This is a genomic window from Rickettsia endosymbiont of Villa modesta (assembly GCF_964026485.1).
In the GTDB taxonomy this organism is placed as follows: Bacteria; Pseudomonadota; Alphaproteobacteria; order Rickettsiales; family Rickettsiaceae; genus Rickettsia; species Rickettsia asembonensis.
Window position 1 is genome coordinate 212,281 of sequence record NZ_OZ032157.1, and the last position, 14,426, is coordinate 226,706.

Consider the following 14,426-nt stretch of genomic DNA (forward strand, 5'->3'; position numbering starts at 1 on the left):
TCGGTATCCACGCAACAACGCCAACTCGCTTAGACCGTTCACAATGAGGAGTCGGTATCCATACAACAAGATCCCGCTTTTGTGGGGATATAACATCGAGGTCTTTTTAAAAACTATTCGGTACTATAGATTTGATCGTGATATGACAATGAAAAAAACAAAGCCATGAATAAATCATGACTTTGCAGAAAGGATACCAATTAATCTCTTCTATTGCCTAAAAATCTTATTAAATATAGGAAAAGATTTATAAAATCTAAATATAAAGTAAAGGCTGCCATAATAGAAAGCTTTTGTCCTACTTCATCGTTTCCTGCCATGTAATACATAGACTTAATCTTTTGAGTGTCCCAAGCAATTAATCCCATAAATACTACTATTCCAATAAGAGAAGTAGCAAAAGAAAGAGCCGAGCTTTTTAGAAACAAGTTGACTAATGAAGCAATGATAAGACCTATAAGACCCATTGCAAAAAATGAACCCATAGATGTTAGATCTCTACTCGTACTATAACCGTATAAACTCATTGCTCCAAAAACGGAAGAGCAAATAAAGAAAGTACGAGCTATCGAGGCACCGGTATAAATAAGAGCTAAATATGCAAGCGACATACCGGTTAAACCGGCATAAACCCAAAATAATATTTGTGCCGTTTTCAGGTTCATTCGTCCGAAGCCCATAAAGAAATATAAAGCGATACCGAGCGGAGCAAACATTATAATAGTGCCGAAACCTGTTTGAAACATTAAATTATAAATAGGTTCAACTGATATAGTCGTTACGGCTGCTACACCGGTTAGTAAAAGTGCTAAAGCCATATAATTATATACTTTAAGCATGTATTTTCTTAAGCCTTCATCAAAAGTTTTATTCTTTGAGGTGGCAGTTAAAGTTTTTGTATAATCGATCATAAAGTAACCTTAGGATTATGTTATTTATACTCGCTGAACTTGAAAAATTGGCTACGTCGTCTTTGTAAGCCCTCGGATGCTCACGTATTAAGTATACGCTCCGCTCCTCGGTTTACAGACTCCCCTTGCTCTTTTTCAAATTGAGCTTCGTCTACCAATTCTTCATTTACCAAGGTATAATAATAAAATATAGCCCTTTAAAGGCTCTTTTTCAAGTGATAATTATAAATATCTTGCATTGAATATAAAGCCGGTGATTTATCCTGTAGCCAAATAGCAGCTTTAATTGCACCAATGACAAAAGAGTTTTTATTCAGAGCTTCGTGTTTTAAAATGATTATTTCATCGTCACCTAGGAAAGATATTTCATGTATACCGTGAACATTTCCACCACGAAGCGAGGAAATACCTATTTCTTTTTCGCTTCTCGGTCTGTTACCACGATTAAATGCTATATTTAATCCTTTCTCGCTTGCAATTGTTTCAGCAAGCATAATAGCAGTTCCTGAGGGTGAATCTTTTTTATTACGGTGATGGGTTTCTAGAATTTCAATATCGTAATCATCTAGTATTTTTGTTGTCTTTCTTGCTAAATAGCTGAGCAAATTAGCCCCGATACTCATATTTGCAGAATATAAAATAGGTAAAGTTTGAGCTGTTTTTTCTAAAAGCTTAAAATGTTGAGGCTGAAGTCCTGTGGTTCCGATTACTAATTTTGTATTATGTTTTAATGCATAATTAATTAATTTTTCTAATATTTCAGGAGTAGAAAAATCGATGATTACATCAGAATTTTTACAAAAATTATCTAAATCATCTAAATTATTAGTACTATTAAATTTTGCTGAAATTTTGCAATCTTTAAATTTATCTATTCTCTCTGTAATGGTTTTTCCCATTTTACCGGTAGAACCGCTAAGACCGATATTAATCATGTTTGATTTATTGTAAATTTGCATAAGATTTATGAAAATATAATAGAGGCTTTAAATCATTTTTAATAGCAGTATTTATTACTTCACCAATAAATATAACATGGTCACCGGCATCATAAGAAGCATATTTATTACATTCTATATAACAAGTTGCACCGTTTATTAAAGGACAATTGGTTTTATTGCCAAGCTCATAAGCAATTTTTGTAAATTTATTAGGTTGTGATTGAGCAAAATGTTTTGAGATATCAATTTGATTCTCTGCTAAAATACTAACTGCGAATTTATCACTTTTCTGAAAACTGTTTATACTAAAAGAGTTTTTATTGAGGCAAAATAATATTAACGGTGGTTTTAAAGATACAGAAGTAAGAGAACTAGCAGTAAAGCCAAAAAGCTCGTTATTACAAGTTGTTGTTATAATAGTCACTCCCTGGGGGAATCGACTCATAGTATCTTTAAATTGACTTTCTGTTACTGTCCCAGCCATTTTTTCATAATTTTGTTAATGGTTCCGTCTTTTTTTAATGAATCGATTGCCTCATTAATTTCATTAATTAGTCCTGAGTTTTTAGACATACCTATAGCAAAATCTGATGAAAATTCTTCTAAAGTACTGCTTTCTAAATTTGAATTATTTTCTTTTAATTTCTTGCCTTGAAATTCCTCAGAAATAATAGCATCTATGACTCTGGCTTTTAACTCTTCAACTAACATTAAATGATTTGCTAAAGAATGAACTTTAATATTCATTGTCTGTGATAGATCTTGTGCTTTTTTTTCTAAAACACTACCGAGCTGTACCCCTACTATTTTATTATCTAGATCTTTGCTATTTTGTATATTATCGCCTGTTCTATATATTATGGCAAATCTTGCAGTAGCGTAGTTATCGGAAAAGCTGATATATTCGGAACGCTCCGGTGTTACGGAAAGCTCCGCCACCGCAACATCAATATTTTCACTAACTAAAGCTGCAAGTAAACCGTTAAAGTCGAAGTTTTTTATGATAACTTTTTTATTTAGACGCTCACTTATTGCTTTTATAATATCAATATCAATCCCAACAATCTCTCCGTCTTGGATGAATTCATAAGGAGGATTATCTGCGGCAGTACCGACTATTAAAGTTTTTTCCGTTTCTTTTTTTTCACAAGAAACTAGTAAGAAAGATAGTAGAAATATTTTTAGAAATTTCATAAAAATAATGTTTTAAGTTTTAGTGTGTTCCGTGTCATTTCCGTAAGGCATTGAGCTTGTTGTATGGCTTGAAAAACCCGTTTGGTGTGTCATACCGTGGCTTGACCACGGTATCCAGTTAAAAATACTAAAATTATTAGTATTTTTTATTGTTGTTATGGACCCCGTGGTCAAGCGAACTAGGTGACACAGTGGATTTTACCGGTCCACGCAATAATGTCTTTAGCTAGGAATGACATAGAAACCATGCAGACAACATCGGTAAACATCAAGAATCCAGCTTATCCTTTAAAAGCTGATTCACAAGCGTCGGATTAGCCTTACCGCCGGTTTTTTTCATTACTTGGCCTACAAAGAAACCGAATAATTTATCCTTACCACTTTTATAACCCTCTATTGATTCAGGATTTTCAGCTATTACCTCGTCAATTACTGTGTTCAGCACGTTATTATCCGAAACTTGCATCAGTCCTTTTTCCTCTACTATTTTATCAGGTGCTTTACCGGTTTCAAACATAATTTCAAAAACGGTTTTTGCAATTTTACCGGAAATAGTATCATTTTCTATTAATTTTACCAGTTTTGCAAAGTTACTAGGAGTAATTTTACATTCATTTATTCCTATCGATGCTTTGTTTAATTGTCCGAACAACTCACTAGTTAGCCAATTAGTAAGCATTTTAGGGTTACATTCATTTGCTGCTTTCTCAAAATACTCAGCAACCGATTCATCGGCTACTATTACTTCGGCATCATATTTACTTAAGCCAAATTCTTTCGTATATTTTTCAGTCTTTTGATCAGGTAGCTCAGGTAAGTTTGCTTTTAGTTCATTTATTAACTCATCAGAAATAACAAGCGGTAATAAATCAGGATCAGGAAAATATCTATAATCAAGTGCTTCTTCTTTTAAACGCATAGTTCTAGTGATGCCGCTATCGGCATTAAATAAGCGTGTTTCTTGAATTATTGCTTCACCGCTTTCAAGCAAATCTACTTGTCTTTTAGCTTCAAATTCTATTGCTTTAATAATATTACGAATTGAATTAATATTTTTAATTTCGCATCTTGTGCCTAGTGGTTCGCCACTACGTCTTACTGAAATATTAGCATCGCAACGCATTGAGCCTTTTTCCATATCACCGTCGCAGCTGCCGATATAACGTAACAAATTCCTCAACTTTTTTACAAATTCAGCCGCTTCTTCCGGCGAAGATATATCAGGCTCGGTTACAATTTCCATAAGCCCAATACCGGCACGATTTAAATCGATAAAGCTGTAATGTGGTGATTGATCATGTATAGATTTACCCGCATCCTGCTCTAAATGCAAACGGTTAATGCGAATAGTTTTAAGATCGCCGGTACTAGTCGGTATTTCCATAGTCCCGTTTTGTACTATAGGATAGTAAAATTGTGAGATTTGGTAACCTTGGGGCAGATCGGCATAAAAATAATTTTTACGATCAAATACCGAATATTTATTTATTTTAGCTTTAAGCCCAAGCCCTGTTTTAATTGCTTGGTGTACACAATGCTTATTTAATACCGGTAACATCCCGGGCATTGCTGCATCAACATAGGAAACCTGCGAATTTGGACTTGCTGCAAAAATAGTACTACTTCCTGAAAAAAGCTTAGATTTTGAGGAAATTTGAGCATGGATTTCAAGCCCTATTACATATTCCCATTTCCCCGTATTACCTTCAATATATGCCATAATTAAAAATCCTTTGGCTCAAATTTAATATGTTTTACACCTGACTCAATTGTCGATGCTACTTTCAAAACATTATATTCATCTAATTGTTTACCTATAATCTGCATCCCAAGAGGTAAACCTCGTGCCGATAATCCGGCAGGAACCGATGCACAAGGTAAACCGGCTAAACTTGCAGGAATAGTAAATAAATCGTTTAAATATATAATAGTCGGATCATTTTGTTTTTCACCGATCTTAAAAGCTTCGGTCGGTGTTGCAGGTAACAAAATGGCGTCAACTTTTGCAAAAGCATTATTAAAATCGTTTGCAACTAAACGACGTACTTTTTGAGCTTTTAGATAATATGCATCCATACAACTAGATGAAAGCACATGTGTTCCAATCATAATACGACGTTTTACTTCCTCCCCAAATCCGGCTGATCTAGTCATTTCATACATTTCGTCAAGCGTCATATTTGCACGTTCTACTCGAAGACCGTATCTAACGCCGTCATATCTAGATAAATTTGAAGAAGCTTCAGCCGGTGCTATTACGTAATAAACGGCAACACCGTATTTAGCATGCGGCAGCGTAATATCAACTATTTCAGCACCGGCGTTTTTAAGTAGCTCTATGGTATCCTGCCACATTTTCATAATATCAGGTTCAATAATATTGCCTTCACCAAGGCTAAGAGGTACACCTATCTTCATATTTTTCATAGAACTTCCGATAGCGGATTGTAGTTCGGGAACTTCTGCTTTAATCGAAGTAAAATCTTTTTCATCAAACCCCATCATCGCTTCAAGCATAATGCTACTGTCTAAAACGCTTCTAGTAAATATCCCTGCTTGATCAAGTGAGCTAGCAAACGATACCATTCCGTATCTTGAGCAACGACCATATGTCGGTTTAAATCCGACTAAACCCGTAAAGCTTGCAGGTTGACGTACCGAGCCTCCAGTATCGCTACCAAGAGCAGCAGATGCCATAAACCCGCTAACTGCTGCAGCTGAACCGCCTGAAGAACCGCCCGGAACTAAATCTGCATTATCATCATTTGCTTTCCAAGGGCTAATTACATTTCCAAAACAACTAGTGATATTTGCCGAACCCATCGCAAATTCATCCATATTGGTTTTGCCGAGCATCACACCGCCCTTATCAAAAATATTTTGTGTAACGCTTGATTCATAATTAGGTATAAAATTTTTCAGTATATTAGAACATGCCGTAGTTCTAATTCCTTTCGTACAGAAAAGATCTTTAGCGGCAAATGGTATACCCTCAAGTGTTCGCGGTTGATTTTTAGCATAATTTTGATCGGCTGCTTCAGCCTGTTTTAAAGCTAAATCAAAAGTTTCGGTAACATAAGCATTTAGGTTTTTATGTTTCTCTATTTGTTTAATATGTGCATTAACTAATTCCTTACTTGTAAAATCTTTATTTTTTAGACCTTTTACACTGTCTGCTACTGTTAATTTGTTTAGTTCCGTCATAATTATTCAACAACCTTTGGAGTGATAAAATATTTTACTTCTTTAGCAAGCTGGGCACTATTTCCGCTTACATTATCAAATAATTTATTTGATAAATCAGAACTCGTAACGGCGTCCTCTCGCATTCTAGTATTCATATTAGAAACCGAAGTTAAAGGTTCTATATCTTTGCAATCTATTTCATTTAAGATATCAATCATATTCATAATAGTACTAAGCTGAGTAGAAAATTTTTCTACAGTATCTTCTTCAAGTTTTAATCTAGCTAATTTTGCTATTTTCTGTGCTTCTTCTTTTGTAATCATAGTTTTATGTTCTTCATTCGGGTATTTTTAGGCGTTGGCGTCATTGCGAGGAAAAATTGAAAATTTTGACGAAGCAATCTCAGGGTATTTGACGAGATTGCCACGCAGCCTATGGCTGCTCGCAATGACGATTAGAATCAAACAGTCATTATCTCTTGTTCTTTTTGTTTTATTGCCGAGCCAACTTTACTACTATAATCATCGGTTAGTTTTTGTACTTGTTCAGATAAGCTATGATGCTCATCTTTTGCAATAATATTATCCTTTTCTAGCTTTTTAAGTTCTTCATTGCCGTCTCTTCTAATATTACGTAATGAAATTTTAGTAGCCTCACCGTATTTATGAGCAAGCTTTACCAGTTCTTTACGTCTTTCTTCAGTTAAAGCCGGTATCGGTAGTCTGATTAATTGACCGTCTGTTGCTGGAGTTAAGCCAAGATTCGCTATCGTAATTCCTTTTTCTACCGAGGACACCATAGATTTATCCCAAACCTGCACGTTAATTGTTCGTGCATCCGGGGTGGATAGAGAAGCAACTTGTGAAAGCGGCATTTTACTCCCGTAAGCTTCCACGGTTACGCTATCAAGCAAATTAACCGAAGCTCTACCGGTACGTAGCCCTTTAAGCTCATGATCTAAAACTTTCAGAGCTTTATCCATCTTTTCTTGTAAGTTTTTCTTTAACGTTTCTGTGTCCATATTTATTCATCCATATATTTATTTTATATATTATTAGTACATGAACCAAGTACATTGTTGTGTGGATCGGTTTTCTATTGTCATCCCGCGACTTGATCGCGGGATCCAGTTAAAATACTAAAATTATTAGTATTTGTTTATTATTTTTATGGACCCCGTGGTCAAGTCACGGGGTGACACAGTGGATTTTACCAGTCCACGCAACAAGACCTCCTCACAATGACGAAAAACCGAGTCACACTACAATATATTATTCCTCAATTGTCGTATATTCGCCTTTATCTTGTATTACTCTAGCAAAATTTCCCTGTTCTTTTATCGAAAATACTCGTATAGGTAACTTATTTTCTCTTGCAACTGCAATAGCTGCCGTATCCATGACTTGCAGGTTGTTAGTTATAACATCTTTATAGCTAATAGTGAAATATTTTTTAGCATCAGGATTTTTTTTAGGGTCGGCATCATATACGCCGTCAACCTGAGTTGCTTTTAATAAAATATCGCAATTCATTTCGATTGCACGAAGTACTGCGGCACTATCGGTTGTACAAAAAGGGTTACCCGTGCCGCCAGCAAAAATTACTACACGCTTTTTTCCCATATGTCTTTTAGCTTTGCGGCGAATATAAGGCTCACACACGCTCATCATAGGAATAGCCGATAGAACTCTTGTATAGATACCTAGGCTTTCCATAACGTTTTGTAATGTTAAAGCATTAATCACCGTTGCAAGCATACCTATATAATCCGCTGAAGCTCGGTCCATACCGACAAGTGCTGCATTGATCCCTCGATAAATATTCCCGCCTCCGACTACAACAGCGACTTCTACTCCTAAATCAATGACCTCCTTAATATCGCCGGCAATCTTTTTTATTACCTCATATTCATGTCCAAATTGCTTGTCTCCCATTAAAGCTTCTCCTGAAACTTTAAGCAAAACTTTTTTACACTTTAGAGCGTTTATATCTGATATTATTTTCTACCTCAAGTTGTTTTTAATATTTGCTTAATTTTTTTAATCATTCTACCTCTTTGTAGATCGGTAATCGATGATTTATTGAGTGCATGCACTAATAGCATATTATTATTTATATCAAGTGTTACCGTACCGGGTGTTAATGTAATCGAGTTACTATAAATTACTTCACCGATTTCTTCTAGCCCTTCTGCGTCAATCCATTCAAAAACCGGCTCTATCTCTATCTTTCTTTGCCAAATTATTTTGATAACCGAGAAAGCTGATTTCCATATTTCTAATAATAACCAAGGAAAATATAATATAAATTTAATTTTAGTGAGCATTAACATTTCCGGTTAATTTGATATTTGAAGTAAAAGGTATTAGTAGCATTATAAATACAAATAACAGCCCTATCATATTAAATATATTATTTATTGCAATTACAAAAGCATCATTATTTAATTTGTTTGCTAATAACAAATAGGATGCTTTTTCAGGATTAAGGACTTTCCCGCTTAATAATTCAGTGTAAGAATCTAGTTGTTCTAATGCCATTATAGAAGTAGACGAGATATTTTCCGATAAATATTGCATAAAGATTTTAGTATCATTAGTAAGTATAGTACTGATTACCGCAAGTCCTACAGCTCCTCCTAAATTACGAGTAAGATTATAAAGCCCGCTAGCGTTACCTACTCTTTCTTTTGGCATATTGCCAAGAGCTATATTATTAGTCGGTATAAAACAAAACATTAATGAAAGCCCCCTAACAAATTGAGGAAGCACAAATGCAGCAAATTTAGAATCAGGCGTTAGAAAACTATTCAAATGACATCCGAGAGCAAACCCTCCAAGCCCTATAATAAGCATCAGGCGTAAATCTACCCCTAGCCCTAACATCCTACCGGCAAGTGGTGCAGATAAAAATTGTGCTCCGCCCGTCACCATCATAGTAGCCCCGATTTGTAATGTATCATATCCGGCAATAGTAAAGAGAAATAGCGGTAATATATATACTGCCCCGTATAATCCGATACCCATAACGAATGAATAAAGGCAACCAAAAGTAAAGTCTTTATAAAGGAATGTTTTTAAATCTAAAATTGGATTAATAAAGGTTAGTTCTCTAATGATTAATAAAACAAAACCTAAAGCTACTGCAATACTTAAAAATAATATTAAATTATCCTCAAGCCAACCTTTTTTGTTTCCTTCTTCTAAAACATATTGTAATAAGCCGAGCGTTAAAGCCATTAATAATATACCGAGAAAATCAAAATTTTTCAGTAATTTATAATTTGGTTTATCAAAATCCCCATATAAAAATACTACCGTGCATACGAAAATACCAGGTATGACGTTTAATAAAAACATAAAATGCCATGATAAAATCTCCGTAATATATCCACCGAGTGTAGGTCCTAAAGTAGGGGCAACGGTTACCACAAGACCGATTAAGATAGTAACGGTAGGACGTTGTGATGCAGGAAAAATTATAAAAACGGTACTAAATACCGTCGGTATCATAGCACCACCAAAAAATCCTTGTAATGCTCTAAAGATAATCATTGATTCAATATTAGTTGCGAGCGAACATAATACGCTCATAACCGTAAATCCTAGAGCTGCAATAAAATAAGAAATTTTGGTAGAAAGTAACCTTGCTAAAAAGCCGGTAATAGGAATAATGATAACTTCAGCTATTAAGTAAGATGTTTGAACCCAAGAAAGCTCATCGCTTGATGCAGCAAGACCTGCAGCTACTACGGATAATGAGCTAGCGACAATCTGAATATCAAGTACCGACATAAACATCCCGACAACCATACCAAAAAAAGCAAATAATTGCTTTTTAGAAAGAGCAGGCGGTTGTAAATTATCATTTGACATAATTAAATTATACAGTTTAAATTAAATAAAGTTAATAAGTGAAATAAAAATATATGTTTAAAATAAAAAATTGTTGTACAACTTTTAATTTTTAATTAAACTATTTATTAGGATATAAGTAGACAAGACCTAATATATGGTAATCATTTTATTTATATTTAGCAAATAATAAATATGTGATTGATTTATTAAAAAATATTTACTATAATATTAACATTTATTAACTATAATTGATTTATCAATATGCAAAATCCAGCACAAAAAGTTATATCTTTTTCAGAGCATAAATCTGATATAGAACGCATAAAGAAATCAATAGAAGAAGGGTGGGCAATAGTAAAGCTAGTACCTAATAAAGACCGTTTTATCGGACTTTTAGAAAAGATTTCGCATGCTGAAGATGAAACAATCTATATTCCTCCAAGAAAAAAGATAATAGTTAATTAACACGAATAGCGAATTATTACATAATCTGCTATTCGGCTTAAGAAGTTGAATATAAAAGTGCAATAAAGCAATATTCAATGATTTAAGGCTTGTATTTCTTTTAGATAAGGTGATTTTGCTTTTTTCAAAAAAGGCATTGCTTTTTTTCTTAATTCAGGTATCATAATTGCTATGTTAACTCAAAAAAAGCCTGTATAAATATGCACACAACTTTTATCTAACTTTATAAATTTTTTGATAAACGGCAATGTTATATCAAAATTTATTTTTTGGACTCTGATTACTATATAACTAAGTCCTTGAAAAACAGTTTTATGTATTTGTTCACTTTCTTTTTTTTTCAAGAAAATACCGGCAAACCTCTAACGCTTCATCATAATCTAAAGAATTTTGACAAAAGCTTAAAATAAACTCTTTTTTTTCTTCTTCATTATTTAAGTAAAGCAGTAATGTTTTATCTGTATACTTCTTTAACTTGAAAAGTTGGAAAATGAATATTTAGATGAGCGAATAATCAATGTTCTTATGGATAATTAATATCTAATACTACCAATTCTTCAGGTAAAAGAAGTATATTTCTAAGGAAATATTTACTAAATTATTAGGTCGTGGATTACGCTTATTTACAGGAATTAGAAAAGATATGAAGAATCATTTATTGGAAATGGAAGATAAAATACAGCTTAGAAAAAGGTCGTTGGTTGAGTCAGTATTTAATGTCCTAAAAAATAATATGAATCTTGAACACTCAAGGCATCGATCACCTACTAATTTTTTAGTTCATATTCTAGCTTGTGTTAATGCTTTTAATATTACTAAAACTAATATTTTAAACTCTTTTTTCGATAATCTTAAACTCTTCTTATCCTAAACTGGCGTTAATAAGGAGGAATTTGTAGGAGACACGGAAGTGCTTGCCGCCGCAGCGTACACTTTAGTACGTGAGGATGCGAGTAGGCATTGTTGCGTGGATACTGAAAGTCGTCATTGCGAGGAGACGTTGTTGCGTGGATACCGATGTCATTCCTGCGAAAGCAGGAATCCAGCATAAAGCGAGATAAATCGAGCTTTTAATTTCAAAAATTTTCTGTATGTATACTTTTTTCTGGATTCCCGCTTTTAGCTAAGAATGACATAAAGAGCATTTACCGGTCCACGCAAATGCCATGCGAGTACCGGATCGACGCACAAATTACCCTTAGAAGCAAGTTATGAAAGAAGTCTATTATTTCTTATTTAGAGCAACTAAATAGATTTCCGTAGATTCGCTGCGGCTGGATGAAGGTTTAAAATGTTTCACCGTTCTAAATTCACGCTTCACTTTATTTAATAATTCATTTTCTGCACCGCCACGAAAAATTTTAGCAATAAAATGACCAGAGGGTTTTAACACTTTTAAAGCAAATTCAAAAGCCTGCTCACATAAAAGTAAGGTTCTTATATGGTCTGTAGCTTTATGACCTATGGTATTTGATGCCATATCACTCATTACTATATCAGCTTTACCGTCTAAAGCCTGAATAATTAATGCTTCCGTATTTTCTTCAAAAAAGTCTTTTTGAAAAAACTCAACTCCGGCAATAGGTTCGATTTCTAACAAATCGATAGAGATTATTTTATTATTTAGGCTATGATCCGAAGCTTTAATAAGCTTGGAAGCTACTTGACTCCACCCCCCAGGAGCTGCTCCTAGATCAACAATTTTCATGTTAGGATTAAAAAGTTTAAATTTTTCATGGATTTCAAGTAGTTTATATGCAGCTCTCGACCTAAAGCCTTCTATACGTGCTTTTGCAACATACGGATCGTTTAATTGGCGTCTAAGCCAATTACTAGAAGAGACGGTACGTTTTTTAGAAGTCTTAACTCTAACGAATTTATTTCTATAACCGCTTAAATTATTTGTCATGAAATTTTATTATTTTCTTGAGCTATTTTGTCTAATATTGAATTCACAAAACCAATCTCGTGTTCATTTAACATATCATTTGCTATGTCCGTATATTCGTTGATTACTACTTTAGCAGGAGTAGTAGGGCAAAATAATAGCTCACATATACTAACCCGCAATAAAGCTCGGAGTAAGATCGGCATATGTGCAGGATCTTTATCATTTGTTAAATGATTGTCGATAATTTCGTCTAGTTTATTAATATTTTCAAATACTGACTTTACCAGCATTTTAAAATGACTTATACTTAATGATATTTTTAAATTCTCAGGTAAATCTGTTGTAGAATTATTATTTTGATAAAAAGAAAGTACATTTTGTATGATATCATCCATATCATCGTTATTTTGCAATATGTTTTGATAAATAGCTTGCACTGCTGCAATACGTGCAATCGACTTTTTATTAATTTTATTTGAACTCATAGAGAAAAGAAATTTAAAATTTAATTTTCGTCATTGCGAGTGAGTATTACGTTCAGTGTCATACCGTGGCTTGACCACGGTATCCAAAAAAAATAAAAAAAGACTGGATCCCCGCTTTCGCGGGAATGACATCGGAAACAAAACAACAACGCCCGCTCACAACAACGAAATAATACCTACAACCTTGCAATTTATACCTTAAAATAATTTATTAGTAAACTTATAAAATTTTTATGTTGTCTATAATCGGATTTATTATAACAATAAGTATCCTGGTATTTATCCATGAATTTGGGCATTATTGTATTGCTAGATATTTTAATGTAAAAGTTGAAGAATTCTCGATAGGTTTTGGTAAAGAACTAATAGGCATTACCGATACAAGAGGAGTTAGATGGAAGATTTGTCTTATACCGCTTGGCGGTTATGTCAAGATTTACGGTTATGATCGCAGCCTTATGGATAAGACTAAAGAAGTTAACGAAAAAGTAGCTTTTTATGCTAAATCTTGTTTAGAACGTTTTTTAATAGTTGCGGCAGGTCCGTTAATTAATTATTTACTTGCCGTAATAATATTTGCAGGTTTTTATTGTTACTTTGGAAAAACAGAGATTCCTCCTATAATAGGTGATGTAGTAGCTTCATCACCGGCAGAGAGAGCAGACTTAAGAGAAGGAGATAAAATTGTTAAGGTTAACGATAAATCTGTTAAAGATTTTGGGGACGTACAGAGAGAGATATTAATCAACGGCTTTAGCTCTTCTACTTTAACTATAGAAAGAAAAAATGAGGAATTTATCGTTAATATAATGCCTCAAGAAATCATTATATCGCCTCCCGAAGAAAAGAAAATTAAGAAAACTCTTCGCATCGGTATTATAGCTAAAAATGAACCTATTCATACTAAAATAGGAATTTTAGGAGGATTTTGGGAAGCTATTAATACTACTATAGATATGTCTGCTTTAACTCTAAAAGCAATATCGCAAATGATTGTAGGAAAACGTTCATTCGATGAGATAGGAGGACCGGTAGCTATTGCTAAAGAGTCAGGAAAATCTATAGCTGGTGGAACCCAAATGTATCTATTATTTATAGCAATGCTTTCCGTTAATTTAGGATTACTTAATTTACTACCTATACCGGTACTTGACGGCGGACATTTGATATTTATACTCTATGAAGCAATTACCGGTAGATTACCGAATCCTAAAACTAAAAATATTTTATTACAATTAGGAGCGGCAATAATAATTTTTCTTATTATAATCTCTGTTTCTAACGATATACAAAATTTATTTTCCTAAATTATAGATTTGCTTGCTCTCGTTTATATTATCTACTATAGTGGAGTACATTAATTACGTTTAAATGCACCTGTCATCCGGTGGTTTGACCACGGGATCCAGTTAGAAATACCAAGATTATTAGTATTGTTTTTTTGGATACCGTGGTCAAACCACCGGATGACATCGTATTTAAACATTAGAAATTTA

At 33.7% G+C, this 14,426-nt stretch carries 18 protein-coding genes; 3 read left to right on the forward strand and 15 right to left on the reverse strand.

The features are described from left to right. Nucleotides 1-200: 200 nt before the first annotated feature. The 12 genes from AC5584_RS01135 to AC5584_RS01190 all read right to left on the reverse strand — a co-directional run bounded on the left by AC5584_RS01135 (nucleotide 201) and on the right by AC5584_RS01190 (nucleotide 10,107). Nucleotides 201-911 (reverse strand): Bax inhibitor-1/YccA family protein, encoded by a 711-nt coding sequence (locus AC5584_RS01135; RefSeq protein ID WP_499216576.1) that lies wholly within the window; start codon nucleotides 909-911, stop codon nucleotides 201-203. A gap of 197 nt (nucleotides 912-1,108) precedes the next feature. Beyond that, on the reverse strand, nucleotides 1,109-1,846 hold the full coding sequence (gene dapB, locus AC5584_RS01140; protein WP_499217075.1) for a 4-hydroxy-tetrahydrodipicolinate reductase: 738 nt from the start codon (nucleotides 1,844-1,846) through the stop codon (nucleotides 1,109-1,111). A gap of 7 nt (nucleotides 1,847-1,853) precedes the next feature. Further along, complete coding sequence (locus AC5584_RS01145; RefSeq protein WP_499216577.1) at nucleotides 1,854-2,336, reverse strand: flavin reductase family protein; 483 nt, start codon at nucleotides 2,334-2,336, stop codon at nucleotides 1,854-1,856. Next, entirely contained in the window at nucleotides 2,321-3,046 is a 726-nt protein-coding gene (locus AC5584_RS01150; protein WP_499216578.1) for an ABC transporter substrate-binding protein, read from the reverse strand. The genes AC5584_RS01145 and AC5584_RS01150 overlap by 16 nt, the downstream gene beginning before the upstream one ends. A 12-nt stretch (nucleotides 3,047-3,058) precedes the next feature. Further along, nucleotides 3,059-3,220 (reverse strand): hypothetical protein, encoded by a 162-nt coding sequence (locus AC5584_RS01155; protein ID WP_410527874.1) that lies wholly within the window; start codon nucleotides 3,218-3,220, stop codon nucleotides 3,059-3,061. Between the two features lie 94 nt (nucleotides 3,221-3,314). After that, the gene (gatB, locus tag AC5584_RS01160) at nucleotides 3,315-4,766 is read right to left on the reverse strand and encodes an Asp-tRNA(Asn)/Glu-tRNA(Gln) amidotransferase subunit GatB (RefSeq protein ID WP_499216579.1); all 1,452 of its coding nucleotides are present in this window, start codon (nucleotides 4,764-4,766) and stop codon (nucleotides 3,315-3,317) included. A 2-nt stretch (nucleotides 4,767-4,768) separates the two neighbouring features. Further along, entirely contained in the window at nucleotides 4,769-6,250 is a 1,482-nt protein-coding gene (gatA, locus tag AC5584_RS01165) for an Asp-tRNA(Asn)/Glu-tRNA(Gln) amidotransferase subunit GatA (RefSeq protein ID WP_499216580.1), read from the reverse strand. Between the two features lie 2 nt (nucleotides 6,251-6,252). Continuing rightward, nucleotides 6,253-6,555, reverse strand: a complete 303-nt coding sequence (gene gatC / locus AC5584_RS01170; RefSeq protein ID WP_499216581.1) for an Asp-tRNA(Asn)/Glu-tRNA(Gln) amidotransferase subunit GatC — start codon at nucleotides 6,553-6,555, stop codon at nucleotides 6,253-6,255. 137 nt (nucleotides 6,556-6,692) lie between these two features. Next, entirely contained in the window at nucleotides 6,693-7,253 is a 561-nt protein-coding gene (gene frr, locus AC5584_RS01175) for a ribosome recycling factor (protein ID WP_499216582.1), read from the reverse strand. Between the two features lie 250 nt (nucleotides 7,254-7,503). After that, nucleotides 7,504-8,232 carry a UMP kinase gene (pyrH, locus tag AC5584_RS01180; RefSeq protein WP_499217076.1) on the reverse strand — a complete coding sequence of 243 codons (729 nt, stop codon included), beginning with the start codon at nucleotides 8,230-8,232 and terminating at the stop codon, nucleotides 7,504-7,506. Between the two features lie 8 nt (nucleotides 8,233-8,240). Then, entirely contained in the window at nucleotides 8,241-8,564 is a 324-nt protein-coding gene (locus AC5584_RS01185; RefSeq protein ID WP_410527880.1) for a monovalent cation/H+ antiporter subunit E, read from the reverse strand. Then, nucleotides 8,548-10,107: a DHA2 family efflux MFS transporter permease subunit gene (locus AC5584_RS01190; protein ID WP_499216583.1), complete on the reverse strand. Its 1,560-nt coding sequence runs from the start codon at nucleotides 10,105-10,107 to the stop codon at nucleotides 8,548-8,550. Before AC5584_RS01190 ends, AC5584_RS01185 begins: the two co-directional genes overlap by 17 nt. 243 nt (nucleotides 10,108-10,350) lie before the next feature. On the opposite strand from AC5584_RS01190, the gene AC5584_RS01195 reads away from it, so the two are divergent. Continuing rightward, nucleotides 10,351-10,554 (forward strand): DUF2674 domain-containing protein, encoded by a 204-nt coding sequence (locus tag AC5584_RS01195; RefSeq protein WP_011271433.1) that lies wholly within the window; start codon nucleotides 10,351-10,353, stop codon nucleotides 10,552-10,554. A gap of 574 nt (nucleotides 10,555-11,128) precedes the next feature. After that, the gene (locus tag AC5584_RS01200) at nucleotides 11,129-11,425 is read left to right on the forward strand and encodes a transposase (protein WP_499216949.1); all 297 of its coding nucleotides are present in this window, start codon (nucleotides 11,129-11,131) and stop codon (nucleotides 11,423-11,425) included. Nucleotides 11,426-11,779: 354 nt separating this feature from the next. Here the strand turns inward: AC5584_RS01200 and AC5584_RS01205 are convergent, their stop codons facing one another. Both AC5584_RS01205 and nusB read right to left on the reverse strand, forming a co-directional pair. Continuing rightward, entirely contained in the window at nucleotides 11,780-12,463 is a 684-nt protein-coding gene (locus AC5584_RS01205) for an RlmE family RNA methyltransferase (RefSeq protein WP_499216584.1), read from the reverse strand. After that, nucleotides 12,460-12,930: a transcription antitermination factor NusB gene (gene nusB, locus AC5584_RS01210; protein ID WP_410527563.1), complete on the reverse strand. Its 471-nt coding sequence runs from the start codon at nucleotides 12,928-12,930 to the stop codon at nucleotides 12,460-12,462. Before nusB ends, AC5584_RS01205 begins: the two co-directional genes overlap by 4 nt. A gap of 233 nt (nucleotides 12,931-13,163) precedes the next feature. On the opposite strand from nusB, the gene rseP reads away from it, so the two are divergent. Next, nucleotides 13,164-14,237 carry an RIP metalloprotease RseP gene (gene rseP, locus AC5584_RS01215; RefSeq protein ID WP_499162208.1) on the forward strand — a complete coding sequence of 358 codons (1,074 nt, stop codon included), beginning with the start codon at nucleotides 13,164-13,166 and terminating at the stop codon, nucleotides 14,235-14,237. Between the two features lie 50 nt (nucleotides 14,238-14,287). Here rseP and AC5584_RS01220 read toward each other — a convergent pair whose 3' ends face one another. Beyond that, on the reverse strand, nucleotides 14,288-14,416 hold the full coding sequence (locus AC5584_RS01220) for a hypothetical protein (protein WP_499216585.1): 129 nt from the start codon (nucleotides 14,414-14,416) through the stop codon (nucleotides 14,288-14,290). Nucleotides 14,417-14,426 lie beyond the last annotated feature (10 nt).